This is a genomic window from Roseixanthobacter liquoris, assembly GCF_043195135.2.
GTDB lineage: Bacteria > Pseudomonadota > Alphaproteobacteria > Rhizobiales > Xanthobacteraceae > NCEH01.
In genome coordinates, this window is record NZ_CM195537.1 from 1,279,106 (window position 1) to 1,297,155 (window position 18,050).

At 70.4% G+C, this 18,050-nt stretch carries 14 protein-coding genes and 1 other RNA gene; 7 read left to right on the forward strand and 8 right to left on the reverse strand.

Features of this window, described 5'->3' with window-relative positions; all coding sequences use genetic code 11:
- Nucleotides 1-21: 21 nt before the first annotated feature.
- Nucleotides 22-948, forward strand: a complete 927-nt coding sequence (locus tag V5F84_RS05800; protein ID WP_394042388.1) for a 50S ribosomal protein L11 methyltransferase — start codon at nucleotides 22-24, stop codon at nucleotides 946-948.
- Nucleotides 949-1,274: 326 nt separating this feature from the next.
- On the opposite strand, the gene V5F84_RS05805 is transcribed toward V5F84_RS05800, so the two are convergent.
- Nucleotides 1,275-1,469, reverse strand: a complete 195-nt coding sequence (locus V5F84_RS05805) for a hypothetical protein (protein ID WP_394042387.1) — start codon at nucleotides 1,467-1,469, stop codon at nucleotides 1,275-1,277.
- 204 nt (nucleotides 1,470-1,673) lie between these two features.
- The gene (locus V5F84_RS05810) at nucleotides 1,674-2,183 is read right to left on the reverse strand and encodes a thioesterase family protein (RefSeq protein WP_394042386.1); all 510 of its coding nucleotides are present in this window, start codon (nucleotides 2,181-2,183) and stop codon (nucleotides 1,674-1,676) included.
- A gap of 274 nt (nucleotides 2,184-2,457) precedes the next feature.
- On the opposite strand from V5F84_RS05810, the gene V5F84_RS05815 reads away from it, so the two are divergent.
- Both V5F84_RS05815 and V5F84_RS05820 read left to right on the forward strand, forming a co-directional pair.
- The gene (locus V5F84_RS05815; protein ID WP_394042449.1) at nucleotides 2,458-3,834 is read left to right on the forward strand and encodes an FAD-linked oxidase C-terminal domain-containing protein; all 1,377 of its coding nucleotides are present in this window, start codon (nucleotides 2,458-2,460) and stop codon (nucleotides 3,832-3,834) included.
- A gap of 115 nt (nucleotides 3,835-3,949) precedes the next feature.
- Complete coding sequence (locus V5F84_RS05820; protein WP_394042385.1) at nucleotides 3,950-7,768, forward strand: AsmA family protein; 3,819 nt, start codon at nucleotides 3,950-3,952, stop codon at nucleotides 7,766-7,768.
- 27 nt (nucleotides 7,769-7,795) lie between these two features.
- Here the strand turns inward: V5F84_RS05820 and V5F84_RS05825 are convergent, their stop codons facing one another.
- The 6 genes from V5F84_RS05825 to V5F84_RS05850 all read right to left on the reverse strand — a co-directional run bounded on the left by V5F84_RS05825 (nucleotide 7,796) and on the right by V5F84_RS05850 (nucleotide 12,168).
- Nucleotides 7,796-8,305 carry a dihydrofolate reductase gene (locus V5F84_RS05825; protein WP_394042384.1) on the reverse strand — a complete coding sequence of 170 codons (510 nt, stop codon included), beginning with the start codon at nucleotides 8,303-8,305 and terminating at the stop codon, nucleotides 7,796-7,798.
- Nucleotides 8,305-9,564, reverse strand: coding sequence for a flavin monoamine oxidase family protein (locus V5F84_RS05830; RefSeq protein ID WP_394042383.1), 1,260 nt, complete (start codon nucleotides 9,562-9,564; stop codon nucleotides 8,305-8,307). Before V5F84_RS05830 ends, V5F84_RS05825 begins: the two co-directional genes overlap by 1 nt.
- Nucleotides 9,565-9,630: 66 nt before the next feature.
- Nucleotides 9,631-10,371 (reverse strand): SspB family protein, encoded by a 741-nt coding sequence (locus V5F84_RS05835; RefSeq protein ID WP_394042381.1) that lies wholly within the window; start codon nucleotides 10,369-10,371, stop codon nucleotides 9,631-9,633.
- Nucleotides 10,372-10,498: 127 nt separating this feature from the next.
- Nucleotides 10,499-10,862, reverse strand: a transfer-messenger RNA (tmRNA) gene (gene ssrA, locus V5F84_RS05840).
- A gap of 198 nt (nucleotides 10,863-11,060) precedes the next feature.
- Entirely contained in the window at nucleotides 11,061-12,014 is a 954-nt protein-coding gene (locus tag V5F84_RS05845; RefSeq protein ID WP_394042380.1) for a site-specific tyrosine recombinase XerD, read from the reverse strand.
- A 10-nt stretch (nucleotides 12,015-12,024) separates the two neighbouring features.
- A complete protein-coding gene (locus V5F84_RS05850) occupies nucleotides 12,025-12,168 on the reverse strand; it encodes a histidine kinase (RefSeq protein WP_394042379.1) in 144 nt (47 codons plus the stop codon).
- Nucleotides 12,169-12,356: 188 nt separating this feature from the next.
- Between V5F84_RS05850 and V5F84_RS05855 the strand changes: the two genes are divergently transcribed.
- The 4 genes from V5F84_RS05855 (at nucleotide 12,357) to ptsP (ending at nucleotide 18,040) form a co-directional block, all read left to right on the forward strand.
- Nucleotides 12,357-12,968 (forward strand): shikimate kinase, encoded by a 612-nt coding sequence (locus V5F84_RS05855; RefSeq protein WP_394042378.1) that lies wholly within the window; start codon nucleotides 12,357-12,359, stop codon nucleotides 12,966-12,968.
- Nucleotides 12,965-14,116 (forward strand): 3-dehydroquinate synthase, encoded by a 1,152-nt coding sequence (gene aroB, locus V5F84_RS05860; RefSeq protein WP_394042377.1) that lies wholly within the window; start codon nucleotides 12,965-12,967, stop codon nucleotides 14,114-14,116. Before V5F84_RS05855 ends, aroB begins: the two co-directional genes overlap by 4 nt.
- Nucleotides 14,117-14,434: 318 nt before the next feature.
- Nucleotides 14,435-15,694 carry an aspartate kinase gene (locus V5F84_RS05865; RefSeq protein ID WP_394042376.1) on the forward strand — a complete coding sequence of 420 codons (1,260 nt, stop codon included), beginning with the start codon at nucleotides 14,435-14,437 and terminating at the stop codon, nucleotides 15,692-15,694.
- 78 nt (nucleotides 15,695-15,772) lie between these two features.
- Nucleotides 15,773-18,040, forward strand: coding sequence for a phosphoenolpyruvate--protein phosphotransferase (gene ptsP, locus V5F84_RS05870; protein WP_394042375.1), 2,268 nt, complete (start codon nucleotides 15,773-15,775; stop codon nucleotides 18,038-18,040).
- Nucleotides 18,041-18,050 lie beyond the last annotated feature (10 nt).

The window sequence follows — 18,050 nt, forward strand, 5'->3', positions numbered from 1 at the left end:
GCCTCCCCCGGAAAGTTCGCGATGTTCGAAGGTCTCCTCCCCAGCGACGCCACCCATTTCATGCGGGTCTCCGCCCCCGAGATGCAGGCGCGCCGCATCGCGGACCTGCTGGCGGAAAGTTTTGATCCCGCCGAGGTGGCGGTCGCCAATTTCGAGCAGCCCGACGGCAGCTGGGCGGTGGAGGTCTATGCCGGCGAGGCGTTCGATCCCGAGCGCCTGCGGGAACTGGTGAGCGTGGCGGCCGGCGCCGACCTCGCGGCGCAGGTCACGTTCGGGGAATTGCAGGAGAAGGATTGGGTGGCCGCGAGCCTGGAAGGGCTGGCGCCGGTGCGGGTGGGGCCGTTCCATGTGCACGGGTCGCACGACCGCGCGCGGGTGCCGCCCAATGGCATCGGCATCGAGATCGAGGCGGCCCTCGCCTTCGGCACCGGCCACCACGGCACCACGCAAGGGTGCCTCGCGGCGATCGTGGATGCGGCGCGGATCGGCCGTCCGGGCAAGGTTCTGGATGTGGGCACCGGCACGGGCGTGCTGGCCATCGGCGCGGCGCGGCTGTTCCGCGTGCCGGTCGTGGCGAGCGACCTCGACGAGGTGGCGGTGCGCACCGCCCGCGAAAACGCCCGCGCGAATCTCGCCGGGCCCCATATCCGCATGGTGCTGGCCGCCGGCGCGGGGGCGGCGGCGGTGCGCCGGCCCGGTCCCTATGACCTGATCCTGGCGAATATCCTGCTGCCGCCGCTGAAGCGCCTCGCGCGGCCGCTGCGTCCGCTGCTCGCGGCTGGCGGAACGCTGGTTCTGTCGGGCTTGCTGCCCTCGCACGCCCATGCGGCGCTGGCGGCCTATCGGGCCCAGGGCCTGCAATTGGTGCGCCGGCGCGATATCGACGGCTGGACCACGCTGACGCTCTCGGCATCCGGCGCGAAGCCGAAGCGCGTATGGGCGGCATAGAGAGGCGAGAGAAGAAGGCGGACGAAGGGGGCAGATGATCGCGCCGGCGGCCTTGGCGGCCTGCACGACGTGTCGCAGCGCGCTGGTCGCGCGGCCGCTCCGGCCCGACTGGGGATGCGTCAAAACTCGGGTACGGGAGGATTTCCCCGCTTTCGCGAACGGAGAAAGGCTCCACTTGGCCGTCATCGGGGGGAGATGACCGGCCTTGTCGTGCGTCCCGCGGCTTCTGGCGAGCCGCGTTCCCGCGCCCGGTGCGACATCAGCCGAGCGCGAGACCGATCCTGTTCAGATCACTTGCGCGGGTCAGATCACCTGCGCAGTTCAGATCACTTGCGCGGGTCGAAACCGGTGCGCTGCATGTAGGCGAGGAAGTCGCGCTCGGCCTGGGCGGCGCGGGCCGCGACGATGGCATCGAAAATGCGCGCGAAAACGCCCTTGCGGGCCTCGGCCGGCTTGGCGGCAGCAGCTTCCGTCGCCTTGGGGGTCGAGAAGGAATCGGTCGAGAAAGTAACGGCGCCCATGACAGGCCTCCAACGCTTGGCCGCAACCGCGCGGCCCTTGATGCGATGCAATATGGGCTTTGTTGCATCGCACTAGAAGCGTTGTGTCAGCATGGCTGACCTGCATCGCATGCAGCGTCGGAAATAAGCTTCCTGCAAGGAAATCGTGCAATCGGCGCCCCGCCGGCCGCCAGAAGCCGCCGGCCGGATGCGCCCGCGGGGCGCTCAGCAGCGGGCGTCGAGGCCGATGCTGCGGCCGATGCCGTCGGGCTGGGGCAGGGCGGAATGAACCGACCGCATGCCCGCGACCCGCTCCAGCACATCGTCCGCGAACGGGGCGGCGCGATGGGAGGCGCGATCGATCTGCAAGGTCATCTGCTCGCACGTGGCCGCGACCCAGCCCTCGGTGCCATGGTGGAGCGAAAGGAAGAGGTGCAGGCGCTTCGCATCATAATCGATCAGGCGCATGGTCACCCGCACGTCGCTCTCGGCCGGCACGGTGCGCAGATAGCGCATGTGAGCTTCGGCGGTGAAAAAAGAGAAGCCGCGGGCGCGAGCATAGTTCGGCCCGAGTCCAAGAAGCGCGAGGGCCTCGGCAAAGGCGCGGTCGAACAGGACATTGTAATAAGACATGGACAGATGACCCTCGTCATCGATCCATTCCGGTTCGATCTTCATCGCGGAAGATACAAACGGAGCAAAGAATACCGGTTCGAAGTCGATCCTGTCCCACATGGCGCTCTCCCTGATCGAGAGGGGCACGGAATTCAAAGAATTGCCTGCTTGCTGCGCAGTGTGCCGCGAGTTTTGACATTGGTCACTGTCGAAATGGCATAAAATTGGCGCCCATGCGGAGACATCGTGCAGCCATGCCGCACGGCGCTACCGGCCGGCCCCCCTTGCCGAATACGCGCAGGCCGCTAATCTGCTTGCCCCGCCCCGGCCATGCGGCTTGATATTAAAGGATTCTTAAATGTTTGGTGCCCACGCCACGGTCGCGCGCGAATCGATGCCGGGCCTGCCGGCGGCACTCGACGCATTGCAAGCCGCACTCGGTAACAAAGTCGTTACTTCCCATGCTGTTCGCGAGCAGCACGCAAATATCACGACTTATCTGCCTAACGAGCCGGCAGATGCGGTGGTTTTCGCCCAGAGCACACAAGATGTGCAGACCGTTGTCGGCATCTGCGCGGCCCATCGAATACCGATCATCCCCTGGGGAACCGGCACCTCGCTGGAAGGCCACGTCAACGCCCCGCAAGGTGGAATCTGTATCGACTTGTCGGGGATGAATCGAATTCTGGCCATTCACGCCGAGGATCTCGATTGCGTCATCGAGCCCGGCGTGACGCGCAAGCGGCTGAACGAGGATCTGCGTGACCAGGGCCTGTTCTTCCCCATCGATCCGGGCGCGGATGCCTCGCTCGGCGGCATGGCCTCCACCCGCGCCTCCGGCACCAATGCGGTGCGCTACGGCACCATGAAGGACAATGTCCTCGCCCTCAAAGCCGTGCTGCCCAACGGCGAAATCATCACCACCGCCCGCCGGGCCAAGAAATCCTCCGCCGGATACGATCTCACCCGCCTGTTCGTGGGCGCGGAAGGCACGCTCGGCATCATCACCGAGCTGACGCTGCGCCTCCAGGGCATTCCCGAGACCATCACCGCGGGGGTCTGCCCGTTCGCCAGCATCGAGGAGGCCTGCAACGCCGTCATCGCCACCATCCAATCGGGCATTCCGGTGGCGCGCATCGAATTGCTGGACGAGGAGCAGGTGAAGGCCTCCAACGCCTATGCCAAGCTCGACCTGCCGGAAACGCCGCATCTGTTCGTGGAATTCCACGGCACCGAGGCCGGCGCCCATGAGCAGGCGGACCGCTTCGGCGAGATCGCGGCGGAGTTCAACGGCGGCCCGTTCGTGTTCGCCGCCAAGGCCGAGGACCGCAGCCGCCTGTGGCAGGCAAGGCACGATGCCTATTGGTCGGTGCTGCCCATGCGTCCCGGCGCGAAAGCGGTGGCGACCGATGTGTGCGTGCCGCTCTCGCGCCTCGCCGAATGCGTCATGGAAACCAAGCGCGACATCGTCGAGATGGGGCTGGTCGCGCCCATCGTCGGCCATGTGGGCGACGGCAATTTCCACACCACCCTGATGGTGGACGTGGAGGACCCCGCCGACCTCGCCAAGGCGAAGACCTTCATGTCGCGCCTGGTGGACCGGGCGCTCGCCATGGAGGGCACCTGCACCGGCGAGCACGGGGTGGGGCAGGGGAAGATGAAATATCTCTCCGCCGAGCATGGCGAAGCGACCCTCGACGCCATGCGCGCGATCAAGCGGGCGTTCGATCCGCAGAACATCATGAACCCGGGCAAGATCCTCAAGCTCTGAGCGCGCACGGCCGCAACGTCACCATCGGATCGCCACCATCCCAACGTTACCATTCCGCGCTACACTTCCCCAACGCGTCGCGTGCGGCGCGCCCCCTTGAAGCGAGGACCGGCTGGTGCAGGGCGTCCTGATCACGATTGCCTCGGCGGTGATCCTTGCCATCGTGGCGGCCTTCGCGGCGCCGTTCGTGGTGGACTGGACGGCCTGGCGCGGCGCGTTTGAAAGCCAGGCCAGCCGCACCCTCGGCGTGCCGGTGGTGATCCGCGGCAATATCTACGCCGATATCCTGCCCACGCCCCGCGTCATCCTGCGCAACGTCTCCATCGGCGCGGACGCCGTCTCCACCGGCGCGGTGGCGGACGAGGTGCGCGCCGATCTCTCCCTCGGCGCCCTGGTGCGCGGCGGCGTGGAAGCGAAATCCCTCACCCTGGTGCATCCGCGCATGCGCCTGGTGCTGGACAGCGCGGGCCGGGTGGCGCTGCCCACGGGCGCCGCCGCGCCGGGCGGCCTCTCCATTTCCACCCTCGCGATCGAAGGCGGCACGCTGGACATTCTCGATCGCGGCGCCGACCGGACCCTGGCGTTCACCGGGCTCGACCTGAAGGGCGAGGCACGCACGCTGACCGGCCCGTTCCGCCTGGAGGGCGAGGTCGCGATCGCCGGCCGGCGCTACGGGACGCGCCTCAGCCTCGGTGCGTTCGGCGCCGATGGCAGCCGCATGCGCCTGATCGCCGAGGAGCGGGCGCGGCCGCTGACCCTGGATCTCGACGGCACCCTGCGGCTGGACGGCGGGGCGCCGCGCTTCGAGGGGCGCGGCAGCCTGGCCCGCCGCCCGGACGGCGCGGCGGGCGGCTCGGCTCCCGCCGTCGCCGGCGCCTCGCCGGGCGCGGGACAGCCGGCGGCAGGGCAGGAGTCCTGGCGCCTGTCCGGCGCGCTGCGCGCCAGCCCGCAGGCGGTGGTGGCGGAAACGCTGGACCTGTCGCTCGCCGATACCGCGCGCCCGGTGCAGCTCGCCGGCTCCGCGCGCCTCGCCCTCGGCCGGGCGCCCGGTCTCGATGTGGTGCTGAACGCCCGCGCCCTCGATGCCGACGGGCTGCGCACGCCGGGCGGCGCGGCCCCGCAGAGCGCGGCGGAATCCCTTGTGGCCATGATGGCGGCCTTCGATGCCCTGCCGGCGCCCGAGGTGCCCGCACGCATCGGCGTGGCGGTGGAGCAGCTCACCTATGGCGGGACGCTGCTGCGGGATGCGCGGCTGGACCTTTCGGGCACGGAAGGCGGCTGGCGGATCGATGCGGCCGAGGCGAAGCTTCCCGGCCAGTCGGCATTGCGCCTTTCGGGCGCGCCGGGCGGCGCGGCGGGGGCGGGTTTTACCGGCACCCTCGCCTTTTCCAGCGACGATCCGGCCGCGTTCCTGCGCTGGGCCGCGCCGCGCGCCGCTGCCGACGTGGCGGCGGCGGTCTCCGGACCGGTGAAGCTCGTCGGGCGCATCACGGCCGGGGCGGGGCGCTATGGCGTGCAGAATCTCGATGCCAGCTTCGGCACCGCCACGGTTTCGGGATCGGGGCAATTCACCGACGGCGACCGGGCGCGCCTCGATCTGTCGCTGGCGGTGGACGGGCTCGACCTCGATCCCCTGCTGGAGGCGGCGCGCCAGGGGCTGGCGCTGGCCGGCGGCGCGGTGGATGGCGGCATCGCGCTGGAGGGGCGGCATCTGAAGGCCGGGGGCCTCCCGCTCGGCGCCCTGTCGCTCGCCGCCGAGGGGGCGGGGGGCGCCTGGACGCTCTCGCGCCTGACGCTGGACGATCTCGCGGGCCTGCACCTGGAGGGCAAGGGCAGCCTCACCCGCCTCGCGGCGCCGCTCCAGGGGCGGTTGGATTTCTCGGTCGCCGGCGCCAAGGCGGACGGCCTCGTGCCGCTGGCGCGGCTGCTTTCGGGCGAACGGGCGGGCGAGATCATGACCCGCCTCGGGCCGGTCGCGGCCCCGGTGAACCTCACCGGCTCCGCCAGCTGGGGCGATGGCGGCGCGGGCGCGGTGCGCCTGGACGGCACCCTCGGCCTGCTCGCCGGCCGTGCCGCCTTCGCGCCCGATGCCACGGGCGGCGTGCCGCGCGTCGATCTCACGCTGTCCGCCACCGACGGGGCCCGCGCGCTCGAGGCGGCCGGCCTCTCGGGCCTGCGGCCCGGCCTCGGCGCGGGACAATTGAACCTGACCCTCGCGCCATCCGGCACGGACGGCGCCGATCTCGACGGCCGTCTCGCCCTGGCCGATACGGTGGCGAGCGCCAAGGGACCGGTGAAGATCGCGGCCGACGGGACGCTTCAGCCGCGCCTCGCCCTGCGGCTCGACGGCGCGGACGTGGCGAAGCTGTTCCTCGCCGCGGCGCCCGCGGCCGAGGGCGGACCGGTGCCGGCCGCGCTGAGCTTCACGCTGTCGCGCGGCGGCGGCGCCTGGCAATTGGAGGATCTGAAGGGCCAGCTCGGCGGCGCGCCGCTTTCCGGCGCCCTGGCGATCGAGGGCGGGGACGTGCCCCGCATCACCGGCCGGCTCGATCTCGACACGCTCTCGCTGCCCCGCCTGATCGGCCTGTGGGGCGCGCGCAGCATCGGCCCCGAGGTCGGCAACGGCCCCTGGTCCGCCGCCCGCTTTGCCCCCGCGCCGCCCTCGCCGGTGGCGCTGACGCTCGATTTTTCCACCCGGCGCCTCGATCTCAACGGCACTTATGGCTTGCAGGAGGCCAAGGGGCGCCTGCAGGCGCGCGACGCGACGCTGGAACTGCGCGATCTGGCCGGCGGTATCGGGGGCGGCGCGCTCAACGGCAATCTCACCTTGCGCCGCCGGCCCGACATGGTGGCGGCCGAGGGTCATCTCGGTCTTGATGGCGTGGATCTCGCGGCCCTGGTGCAGCCGCTCGCGCCGCGCGCCCCGCCCACGGGCCGCCTGTCGCTCTCGGTCGACATGGGCGGCATCGGCCGGGCGCCGCTGGCGCTGGTGCAGAGCCTGTCGGGGCAAGGCACGCTGGGCATCCAGGGCCTCGATCTCCCCGCCGCCGATCCCCACGCCATCGAAAGCGTATTGGCGGAGACCGCCGTCGGCGCCCCGCCCGACGAGCGGCGGGTGGTGCAGATGTTCGACCGCGCCCTGGCGCGCGGCCCGCTGAAGCTCGCCGCCCTGGACAGCACGGTGAGCCTCGTGAACGGCGTGGCGCGCCTTTCCACCGCCCGCGCCCAGGCGGACGGCGCGCGCGCCACCTTCTCCGGCACGCTGGACCTGACGCGCTTGTATCTGGACGGGACGCTGGATCTCGAAGCCGCCGAGGCGGGCGGGGCCGTGCCCGGCGGCACCATTTCCTGGCGCGGACCCATCGCCGCTCCGGAACGGCGCGTCAGCGCGCCCGCGCTGGTGGCCGCCATCTCCATGCGCGCCATCGAGCGGGAAACCCGGCGCCTGGAGGAGCGGCAGGGCCTCGTGCCCGCCCCCTCGGCCGGCAGCGGCACGTCAATGCCGGCATCGGCCCCCGCCGCGCCCCCGGCGGCACCCATCTCCGCGCCCCCGTCGGCGCCTGTCCCGGTCGCGCCCCCGGCTCCGCCGCAAGCGCCGGCCCCATCCGCGCAGCAGCCGGCCCCACCCACCCCGGCCCAATCCACTCCAGCCCAGTCGCCGGCCGCGCCACCTGCCGCCGCCGCGCGCGAAACCTCCGAGCCGGCCAGCGGCGAGGAAACGCGCACCCGCGCCCCGGCGCGTGCCAGCGCGCCCCGGCAGGCGAGCGAGCGCCGCACGGCCGCCCCGCCTTTGGCGCCGCCCATCGAGATCGGGCCCGCGGGCCGCACCCACCCGGCGCGTCCCTCGCTGCCGCCGGAGGGCGGGAGCTTCGCGGCGCCGACGCCGGGCTTCGGCAATCTGACGCGCCCGCCGGCCCTGGTGCCCGGCGAGTGAGGTCCGCACCGCCCCGCAGCGGCCGGGTCAGGCCCGTGCGAGGGTGATGTAGGAGAAGGGGAAATCGTCCTTCGGCCCCTGCATCGGGCCGTCGCGCTCCACCTCGCGCCACTCCGCCGGATCATAAGGCGGCAGCAGCACGTCGCCGGCGGGAGACGCGTGCACGCGGGTGAGGTGGATGGTGCTCGCCAGCGGCAGGGTCTCGGCGAACACGCGGCGTCCACCGATCACCATGATGTCCTCGGCCCCAAGCTCCATCGCCGCCGCTTCCGCGAGGGTCAGCGCCTCTCCGAGATCGCGTCCGACCCGCACGCCCGCCTCGGCGGAGAAGGTCGGATCGCCGGTGAGCACGATCGAGATCCGCCCCGGCAGCGGCCGGCCGATGGACAGAAAGGTGTGGCGCCCCATCAGCAGCGGCCGCCCCCAGGTGAGGGCGCGGAAGCGCTTGAGATCGGACGACAGATGCCAGGGCAGGGTCTGGTTTCTGCCGATCACCCCGTTCTCGGCCACGGCCACGATCTGGGCGAGGGGAAGCATCAGGCGGCGCCTTTCAACAGGGCGATCGCGGACCGCGCCGCGGCCTGGCCGGAGAGATGGGCGCCGTGGCAGGTGGAAAAGGCATGCGCCGACACGGCTTCCCCGGCAAACAGGATGCGCTCCGCCAGCGGCGCGAACAGGCGCCCGCGCACGTGCGCCTTGCCGGGCAGCGCGCAGGAATAGCCGCCGCCGATATGGGGATCGCGCGCCCAGGAGGTGGCGCGCCACGCGGTGACGCGGGCGCGGATATCGGCGCCGAACACGTCCGTCAGTCCCGCCAGGGCGAAATCGGCCATCGCCTGCGGGCCGGCGCCCACCAGCGCCCGCCCGTTCGCGCCGCCGAGATGGGCGATGGCGAGCGGCCGTGCGCCGGGGATGATCTGGAAATTCACCGGGGCCCGGTCGGGCCGCGCGAGATCGATGGTGTTGATGCCCGCCCGGTCGGAAAAGCCGAACACATCGCTGTCGAAGCCGAAGGCGACCTTTTCCGAGACCCCGAGGGGCAGGGCCTCCATGGCTTCGGCGAGATCCGGCGGCAGGGCGGGCGCGAAGCGCAGATGCCCCTTGGCCATGACGTCGGTCGACACGGCGATGATCACGGCCCGCGCCGCCACGTCGCCCCGGTGCGTTGCGAGCCGCACGCCGGAGCCGGACCAATCCACCGTCTGGACCGGGCAGTTCAGCGTCACCTTCAGCCCGGAGGCCTGCGCCGCCACCAGCGCGCCGTAGCCCTCCACCACCGGCCAGTTCTCGCCGCCGTCGTGATAATTGGCGAAATCGAGGGTCGACACGTCCTGCGGGGTCGCCGCCGTCATCAGCGCGATCCAGTGGCGCACCAGGCGGTTCCAGGGGCCGGCATCGCCGATCACCTCGGACGCGGCGACATCGCGCCCCGCCCTTCCCGCCGCCGTGATGGCCTCGAACGCGCCCTCGACGGCGCGGGCCGCCGCCTCGCGCTCGTCGTCGCTGGCCCAGCGGGTGCCGAGATGCAGCTTGCGGATATAATGCTGGGTCGAGCGGCGATAGGAGAAGCCGAGCCGGTCGGCGATCGCGACAAAGGGATTGTCGAGCGCCGAATGCATCCAGTGGCAGCCGAGATCCCAGGGCTGCGCGAAGCTGGCGGTATCGGTAAAGGCGCGGCCGCCGATCCGGCCGGCGGCTTCGAGAACCGTGACGGAAAGGCCGCTGCCCTCCAGCGCGCGCGCGGCCGCAAGACCGGCGGCGCCGGCGCCGATCACGGCGACATCAACCATGCTCATGGGTGGATCCGCGCGCGAATGAGAACAGGCCGGGGGCGAAGGCGGGCGCGGCGCGGAGGCGCCGCTTCACTTCTTGCGGAAGACGTCGAGCCGGACCACTTCGGCGCCGCCGGCCGGGCGGTCGTCCTTGGCCGCATCCTTGGCGGTGTCCTTCGCAGCCTCCTTGCCGCCCTTGCCGGCATCCTCGGCGCCGCCCTTGGCCGCATCCGGGGACGTGTCCTGGGCGGAGACCTTGCTGGTGGCGCTGGCGATCTCGGGGGCGATGGACTTCATGGCGAGCACGCCGTCGCCCTGCTCCCCTTCGCCCTTGGCGCCGCCGATCTTGGCGCTGGCGAGCGCGGGCTCGGACCCCGCGCCGCGCAGCGGACGCACCGAGGCGCCGGCGCCGGGCAGGCGGGTGGGCGCTTCGGCCGGGGCATGCTCGCCCGCCGCCTCGATCTCCTCGCCACCGGCCAGCTCGAACTGGAGGCCGAAGCTCACCGAGGGGTCGAAGAAGCCCTTGAGGGCCGAGAACGGAACCAGCAGCCGCTCGGGAATGCCGCCGAACGAGAGGCCCACCTCGAAGGCGTGCTCGCTCACGTTCAGGTCCCAGAACTGGTGCTGGAGCACGATGGTCATCTCCTCGGGATATTTCTCGCGCATGCGCTGCGAGAGCCGCACGCCGGGGGCGCGGGGATCGAAGGAGACGTAGAAATGATGGTCGCCCGGCAATCCGTCGCGGGCGACGTCGGAAAGCACGCGGCGCACGACGCCACGCAGGGCTTCCTGCGCCAGAAGATCGTACCGGATATGATCGACCGAAGACATGGGGTGCGGTGCTCGCGGCCGGTGCCCGTTGCAGACGAGGCTTAAGCGCCGCGGAAGGCATGCCGCCCGTCCGTCGCGCCCATGAGACCCATCCCCTTCCCCGAAGGTCCGGCCGGCCCTGAGGAGAAGTGGAGGCTTCTGTTGCCAGGTGCCTCCGAACCCCGCCTAGCCAGTGCTACCCGGTAGGACTTTTATTTCGGTACCTTTACCGCTCACGCGGCAACGGCAACCGGAGCATAGTTGTCATTCGCAACTATAGGTCGGCCCGATATCGGCGGAACCATGCCGAGCGAAAGAAAGCCCTTTACACCCTCGTCGATCCTATTTCGCCCCCGCCGCAACCCGCAAAGCCTTGCGAAATCACGGGTTCTGGTGGAGGCGCCGGGTACTGCCCCCGGGTCCGAAAGGCTTATTCCGACAACCATTTATCGCCATATCTGGCTTGCGCCAGCGCGTTGAATATAGGCGCCGGCCCGGCATGATGAAAGGGGCAAGCGGGGGTTTTCCCGCCACGGCGGCACAATGCCCCGCGTCCCGGACGGATCGACATTCAGCGGCGGGGTCTAGGGTCGAGGCGCCTGGCGGCAGATGGGCACATTGTCTTTCTTTCACCGGCCGTCATGCCCGGACAAGCCCGTGCCGGGCGCAGCGCTGCTGCCATGGCGTCAGGCCCTGAATGTCGATGGGTCCTAGCCTTCGGAGAGCGGGTGCAGGTCGCGCACCATCTGCTTCAGCCGCTCGTCCAGCACATGGGTGTAGATCTGGGTGGTGGAGATGTCCGCATGGCCGAGCAGGGTCTGGACGATCCGCAGGTCCGCCCCGTGGGCCAGCAGATGGCTCGCGAAGGCGTGCCGCAGCACGTGGGGCGAGAGCTTGGCCGGGTCGAGGCCGGCCGCGATCGCGAGGTCCTTCAGCTCGCGCGCGGCCTGCTGGCGGGTGACGTGGCCGGATTTCGCAGCCGTGGGAAACAGCCATTTGGAGGCATCCAGCCCGGCGGCGCGGCGCGCGTCCAGATAGGCCGCCATGATCGCCTTCGCCGGTCCGCTCAGCGGCACGAGCCGGTCCTTGCCGCCCTTGCCGGTGACGACGATGGCATCCGTGCGGCTGCGCGCGGCCGTGGCGGGAAGGGCGGTGAGTTCCGAGATGCGCAGGCCGGTGGCGTACAGAAGCTCGATGCAGCAGGCGACCCGCAGCCGGCGCAGCGATTCGCCCTCGCCCTCGGCGGCGGCGACGCGGGCATGGGCGGTGTCGATCAGCCGGCCCACCTCCTCCACGCTCAGCACCTTGGGCAAGGGACGCGCCCGCTTGGGCCCTTCCAGGACGGCGGCGGGATCGCCGCTGCGATGGCCCTCCGCATAGAGGAAGCGGTAGAGCTGGCGGATCGCGGAGAGCCGGCGGGCCACCGTGGTGGTCTTGAAGCCGCGTGCGGAAAGATCGGCGAGATAGGCGCGCAGCACCGGGGTGGCGGCGGCCGCGACGGTTTCGCCGCGCGCGGCGAGGAAGGCGGAAAAATCCTCGAGGTCGCGGCGGTAGGCATCGAGCGTATTGGCGCTGGCGCCCCGCTCCACCGCCTGCATGTCGAGAAACAGGGCCAGCGGCCCGCTGCCGGAAAGGCCGGTGCGGGGGATGCCGGCCCGGGTCATCGCCCGGGTCTCATTTCTGGAAACGGTCGTTGGGGACGGTGATGGTCACATCCCGCGTTGCCGGTTCGACCTTGTTGGCGAGCCAATAGGCACCGCCATAAACCAGGGCCACGAGGATGGCGATCGCCGCCAGGAGGCGGATCAGACTGGGCACGGTGCGATTTACCTGCGTTCTGCCTTGCCTGGGTTCGACGCGAATCGCCGGCCGGCGCTGCGCTCTGCACAGGTGACATGCGCGCGCCTCTCTTTCAACCGCCATTGCCCCCCCGCCACGGCAATGCTAGTGCGCTTTTTTCGCGCTTCGCGCCCATTTTGAAGCCACGCGTGCGGACGGAGGTATCTTTGAGCAGCGAGAGCGAGCGAGAGCCGGGGGCGATGCCGGAACCGGCGCCGAACGGTGCCCTCGTGGGCTTGCTCGGGCGCCGTTCCATCGTGCTGGTGGGGATGCCGGGCGCGGGGAAATCCTCCGTCGGCCGTCGCCTCGCCAAGCGCCTCGCCTTGCCGTTCGTGGATGCGGACGAGGAAATCGTCCGCGCCGCCGGCATGAGCATTCCGGAAATCTTCGCCAAGCGCGGCGAGGCCGAGTTTCGCGAGGGCGAGCAGCGGGTTGTGGCCCGCCTTCTGCAATCCGGCCCCATGGTGATCGCCACCGGCGGCGGCGCCTTCATGAGCGCGGACACCCGCGCCGCCATCTCCCTGGCCGGCGTCTCGGTGTGGCTGGAGGCGGACCTTCACACCCTGCTGCGCCGGGTGAAGAAGCGCAACGACCGGCCGCTGCTCGCCCAAGGCGATGCGGAAGCCAAGCTCGCCGCCTTGCTGGCCGCGCGCGGGCACATCTATGCTTTGGCCGACGTGCGAGTGGAATCCCGCGACGTCGTTCATGAAACTGTGGTGGAAGACGTGATCGCCGCCGTGACGCGCCATCTTGCGCCGATCCAGGACCAGACCCCATGACCAGCCATTCCGCCGCTTCCCTCCCCATCGACCGCGCGGAGGCGGCGCGCGTCGTGCGGGTCGATCTCGCCGGCCGGCCCTATGACATCGCCATCGGCCCGGGCCTGCTCGCCGGGATCGGCGCCCGCATCGCCGCCCTGCGGCCGGGGGCGCGCGTGGCCGTCGTCACCGACGAGAATGTGGCCGAACGGCATCTCGGCACCGTCGAGGCGGCGCTCGACGAGGCCGGAATCGCCCATTCCGCCGTGATCGTGGCGCCGGGCGAGAAGTCCAAGAGCTACAAGGGGCTGGAGCAGGTCGCCGAGGGGCTGATCGCGGCCCGCATCGAGCGGCGCGACCTGGTTCTGGCGCTCGGCGGCGGGGTGGTGGGCGATCTCGCGGGCTTCGCCGCCGCCGTGGTGCGGCGCGGGGTGGATATCGTCCAGGCGCCGACGACCTTGTTGTCGCAGGTGGATTCCTCGGTGGGCGGCAAGACCGGCATCAATTCCCCCCAGGGCAAGAATCTGGTGGGTGCGTTCCATCAGCCGGTGCTGGTGGTGGCGGACACCGCCGCGCTCGACACGCTGCCGCCCCGCGAGGTGCGCGCGGGCTATGCGGAAGTCGCCAAATACGGCCTTCTGGGCGATGCGCCCTTCTTCGGCTGGCTGGAGGCGCACGGCGCCGAGGTGCTGGCCGGGGGCGACGCGCGGGTGGAGGCGGTGGCGGCCAGCTGCGTCGCCAAGGCCGCCATCGTCGCCCGCGATGAGAAGGAAACCGGCGACCGGGCCCTGCTCAATCTCGGCCACACCTTCGGCCATGCCCTGGAGGCGGGGGCCGGCTTCTCGAACCGCCTGCTGCACGGCGAGGCGGTCTCGATCGGCATGGCGCTGGCGTTCGCCTTCTCGGCGCGGCTCGGCCTGTGCAACGGACAGGATGTGGTGCGCGCCACGCGCCATCTGGAAGCCCTCGGCCTGCCGACCCGCATCGCCGACGTGCCGGGCGACCTGCCGGACACCGACGGGCTGATGATGCTGATCGCCCAGGACAAGAAGGTGAGCCGCGGCGCGCTGACCTTCATCCTGGTGCGCGGCATCGGCGAGGCGTTCATCGCCAAGGATGTGGACGGCGCGGAGGTGCGCGCGTTCCTGGAGCAGATGCGCAAGGCATAGAGAACCCAGAGAGGCACGGCGCCGAGAGGCGGGCAACGCCGCAGTTGCCCGAAGCGTGCGGGAGCGCTATGGAGGCGGCCACTTTCGAGAACCCGTGTCGTTCAACCGGGCGCGGGGAGGATTAGGGAATGTGCCAGACGGCCGCCATCATCTGTGTTCCACACCGCGCCCCGTGGCGAGGCCTGGGCAAATGCGCGCGAAAATGATGCGCGCCTGAACGCGAGCGCGGCACCCCGCTTTCGCCGATGACGGCCCCCGGCGGTTTGGATGCCGGCTGAACCCCGATCCCACAGCCCCTGTTTAGAGAGAACGCGAGCCATGGCTCGGCTTGTCATGAAGTTCGGCGGCACGTCCGTCGCCACGATCGAACGCATCCAGAATGTCGCGCGCCATGTGAAGCGCGAGGTGGAGGCCGGCTACAGCGTGGTGGTGGTGGTGTCCGCCATGTCCGGCAAGACCAATGAACTGGTCGCCTGGTGCCGCGAGGCCTCCACCCTGCACGATCCGCGCGAATATGATGCCGTCGTGGCGTCCGGCGAGCAGGTGACGTCGGGCCTCCTCGCCATCGCGCTTCAGGCCAGGGGGCTGAGCGCCCGGTCCTGGCAGGGCTGGCAGGTGCCGATTTCCACCGACGACGCCCACGGCTCCGCCCGCATCCTGGAGATCGATGGCACGGCGCTGGGCGCGGCGCTCGACGCGGGCGAGGTGGCGGTGGTGGCCGGCTTCCAGGGCGTGCACCTGCCCTCGGGGCGCATCACGACGCTCGGGCGCGGCGGCTCGGACACCAGCGCGGTGGCGCTCGCCGCGGCCATCGGCGCGGAGCGCTGCGACATCTATACCGACGTGGACGGCGTCTATACAACCGATCCGCGCGTCGTGCAGCGCGCCAAGCGCATGAAGAGCATCGCGTTCGAGGAAATGCTGGAAATGGCGTCGCTGGGCGCCAAGGTGTTGCAGGTCCGCTCGGTGGAGCTGGCCATGGTGCACAAGGTGCGTACCTTCGTGCGCTCCAGCTTCGAGGATCCCGACGCCCCCCACATGAGCACGGTCGAGGCGGCGGGCACGCTGATCTGCGACGAGGAGGAAATCGTGGCAAACCAGATGGAATCGCAGGTGGTGACCGGCATCGCCTTCGCCAAGGACGAGGCGCAGGTGTCCATTCGCCGCGTGGCCGACAAGCCGGGCATCGCCGCCGCCGTGTTCGGCCCGCTGGCCGAGGCCCATATCAATGTGGACATGATCGTGCAGAACGTGTCCGCCGACGGCTATACGGACATCACCTTCACGGTGCCCGCCGCAGACTATGACCGGGCCCTGGCGGCTCTTGAAAAGGCCCGCGATTCCATCGGTTTCGAGGTCGTGGAAGGGGCAACCGACGTGACCAAGGTGTCGGTCATCGGCATCGGCATGCGCTCCCATGCGGGCGTCGCGGCGCAGGCGTTCCAGGCGCTGGCGGGCAAGGGAATCAACATCCGCGCCATCACCACGTCGGAGATCAAGATTTCGATCCTGATCGACGCCGCCTATACCGAACTTGCGGTGCGGACTCTCCATTCGCTATACGGTCTCGATAGCTGATAATCGAGACTGCGGGGGCGGGTTCATCGGCGGTCATACGAGGTGAGAACGCCTCGCAACTCTTGAAGGATGCGGCCGATGCGTGGCGCGCTCGGCGGGCCTCGGGTGCTGTTAAGACGTCTCCGCGAGGTCATGGCGGAGCCGGTCAGCGCCCAGGACCGCCTGGATAAGATCGTTGTCCTGATCGCCGCCAACATGGTGGCGGAGGTGTGCTCGGTCTATGTGCTGCGCGTGGACCAGACGCTTGAGCTGTACGCCACCGAAGGTCTGAACCGCGATGCGGTTCACTTGACCGTCATGCGGGTGGACGAGGGCCTCGTCGGCCATGTGGCGCGCGAGGCGGAATCCCTCGCCTTGTCCGACGCCCAGCATCACCCGGAATATTCCTATCGCCCGGAAACCGGCGAAGAAATCTACAATTCCTTCCTCGGCGTGCCGATCCTGCGGGCCGGCAACACGCTGGGCGTGCTGGTGGTGCAGAACCGCGCCCGCCGCACCTATGCGGAAGAGGAGATCGAGGCGCTCCAGACCACCGCCATGGTGCTGGCGGAGATGATTGCCTCGGGCGAGCTGACCGCGCTCGCCAAGCCGGGCGCGGAACCGGCGGTGCGCCGGCCGCTGCATCTCACCGGCATCGCGCTCGCGGACGGCCTCGGCCTCGGCCATGTGGTGCTGCACGAGCCGCGCATCGTCGTCACCAATGTGATCGCCGACGACGTGCAGAAGGAAGTGGTGCGGCTCGACGGCGCCATCGGCAAGCTGCGCGCCTCCATCGACCTGCTGCTGGAGGATGACGGCCTCTCCAAGGCCGGCGAGCATCGCGAGATCCTCGAAGCCTATCGCATGTTCGCCCACGATCGGGGCTGGATGCACCGCATGCGCGAGGCGGTGCTGTCCGGCCTCACGGCGGAGGGGGCGGTGGAGCGCGTGCAATCGGACACGCGCGCCCGCATCATGCGCGCCTCCGACCCCTATCTGCGCGAGCGCCTGCACGATCTCGACGATCTCGCCAATCGCCTGCTGCGCGAACTGACCGGGCGCGGCCGCAGCGCAGATCGGACGGACCTGCCGGAAAACGCGGTGCTGGTGGCGCGCAACATGAGCCCGGCCGCGCTGCTGGACTATGATCGCACCCGCATCCGCGGCCTGATCCTGGAAGAAGGCGGCACCACCAGCCACGTCACCATCGTCGCCCGGGCCCTCGGGATCGCGGCGGTCGGGCAGGTGGAGAATGCCGCCGGCCTTGCCGATCCCGGCGATCCGGTGATCGTGGACGGCCAGGCCGGCGAAGTGCACCTGCGCCCGCCCGGCGATGTCGAGGCGGCCTATGCCGAGAAGGCGCGCTTCCGCGCCCGCCGGCAGGCGCAATATGCCGCGCTGCGCGATCTGCCCTCGGTGACCCGCGACGGGGTGCAGGTGGACCTGCATCTGAACGCCGGCCTGCTGGTGGACCTGCCGCATATCGCGGAGACCGGCGCCTCCGGCATCGGCCTGTTTCGCACCGAACTCCAGTTCATGATCGCCTCCACCTTCCCGCGCATCTCGGAACAGCTGAACCTGTACCGCGCGGTGCTGGACGCCGCCGCCGGGCGGCCGGTCACCTTCCGCACGCTGGATATCGGCGGCGACAAGGTGCTGCCCTACATGCGCACCGTGGAGGAGGAGAATCCGGCGCTCGGCTGGCGCGCGATCCGCCTCGGCCTGGATCGGCCCGGCCTGCTGCGCAGCCAGTTGCGGGCGCTGCTGCGCGCCGGCGCGGGGCGCGAGCTGCGCATCATGTTCCCCATGATCGCGACCGCGGGCGAGTTCGACCAGGCGAAGGCGATCCTGGAGCGCGAATTGACCCATCTGCGCAAGCACGGCCATGTGCTGCCGGAGCGGGTGTTTGTCGGCGCCATGGTCGAGGTGCCCTCGCTCCTGTTCGAGCTGGACGAAATCCTCTCGCGGGTGGATTTCCTTTCCGTCGGTTCCAACGACCTGGTGCAGTTCCTGTTCGCCGCGGACCGGGCCAACGTGCGGGTCGCGGAACGGTTCGATCCGCTCTCGCCGGCGGCGCTGCGCGCCTTCCGCATGGTGGCTGAGGCCGGCGCGCGCCACGGCAAGCCGGTGACGCTGTGCGGCGAGCTGGCCTCGCGGCCGCTGGAATCCATCGCCCTCGCCGCCCTCGGCTATCGGGCGCTGTCCCTGTCCCCGGCCGCCATCGGCCCGGTGAAGTCCACCTTGCTGCGGCTCGACGTGGAGGCCGCCCGCGCCATCCTGCTGCCGTTGCTGGCGGACACGACCGGCACGGTGGATGTGCGCGCGGCGCTGCGGACCTTCGCCGAACAGAGCGGACTTTTCCTTTGAACGCCTCCTC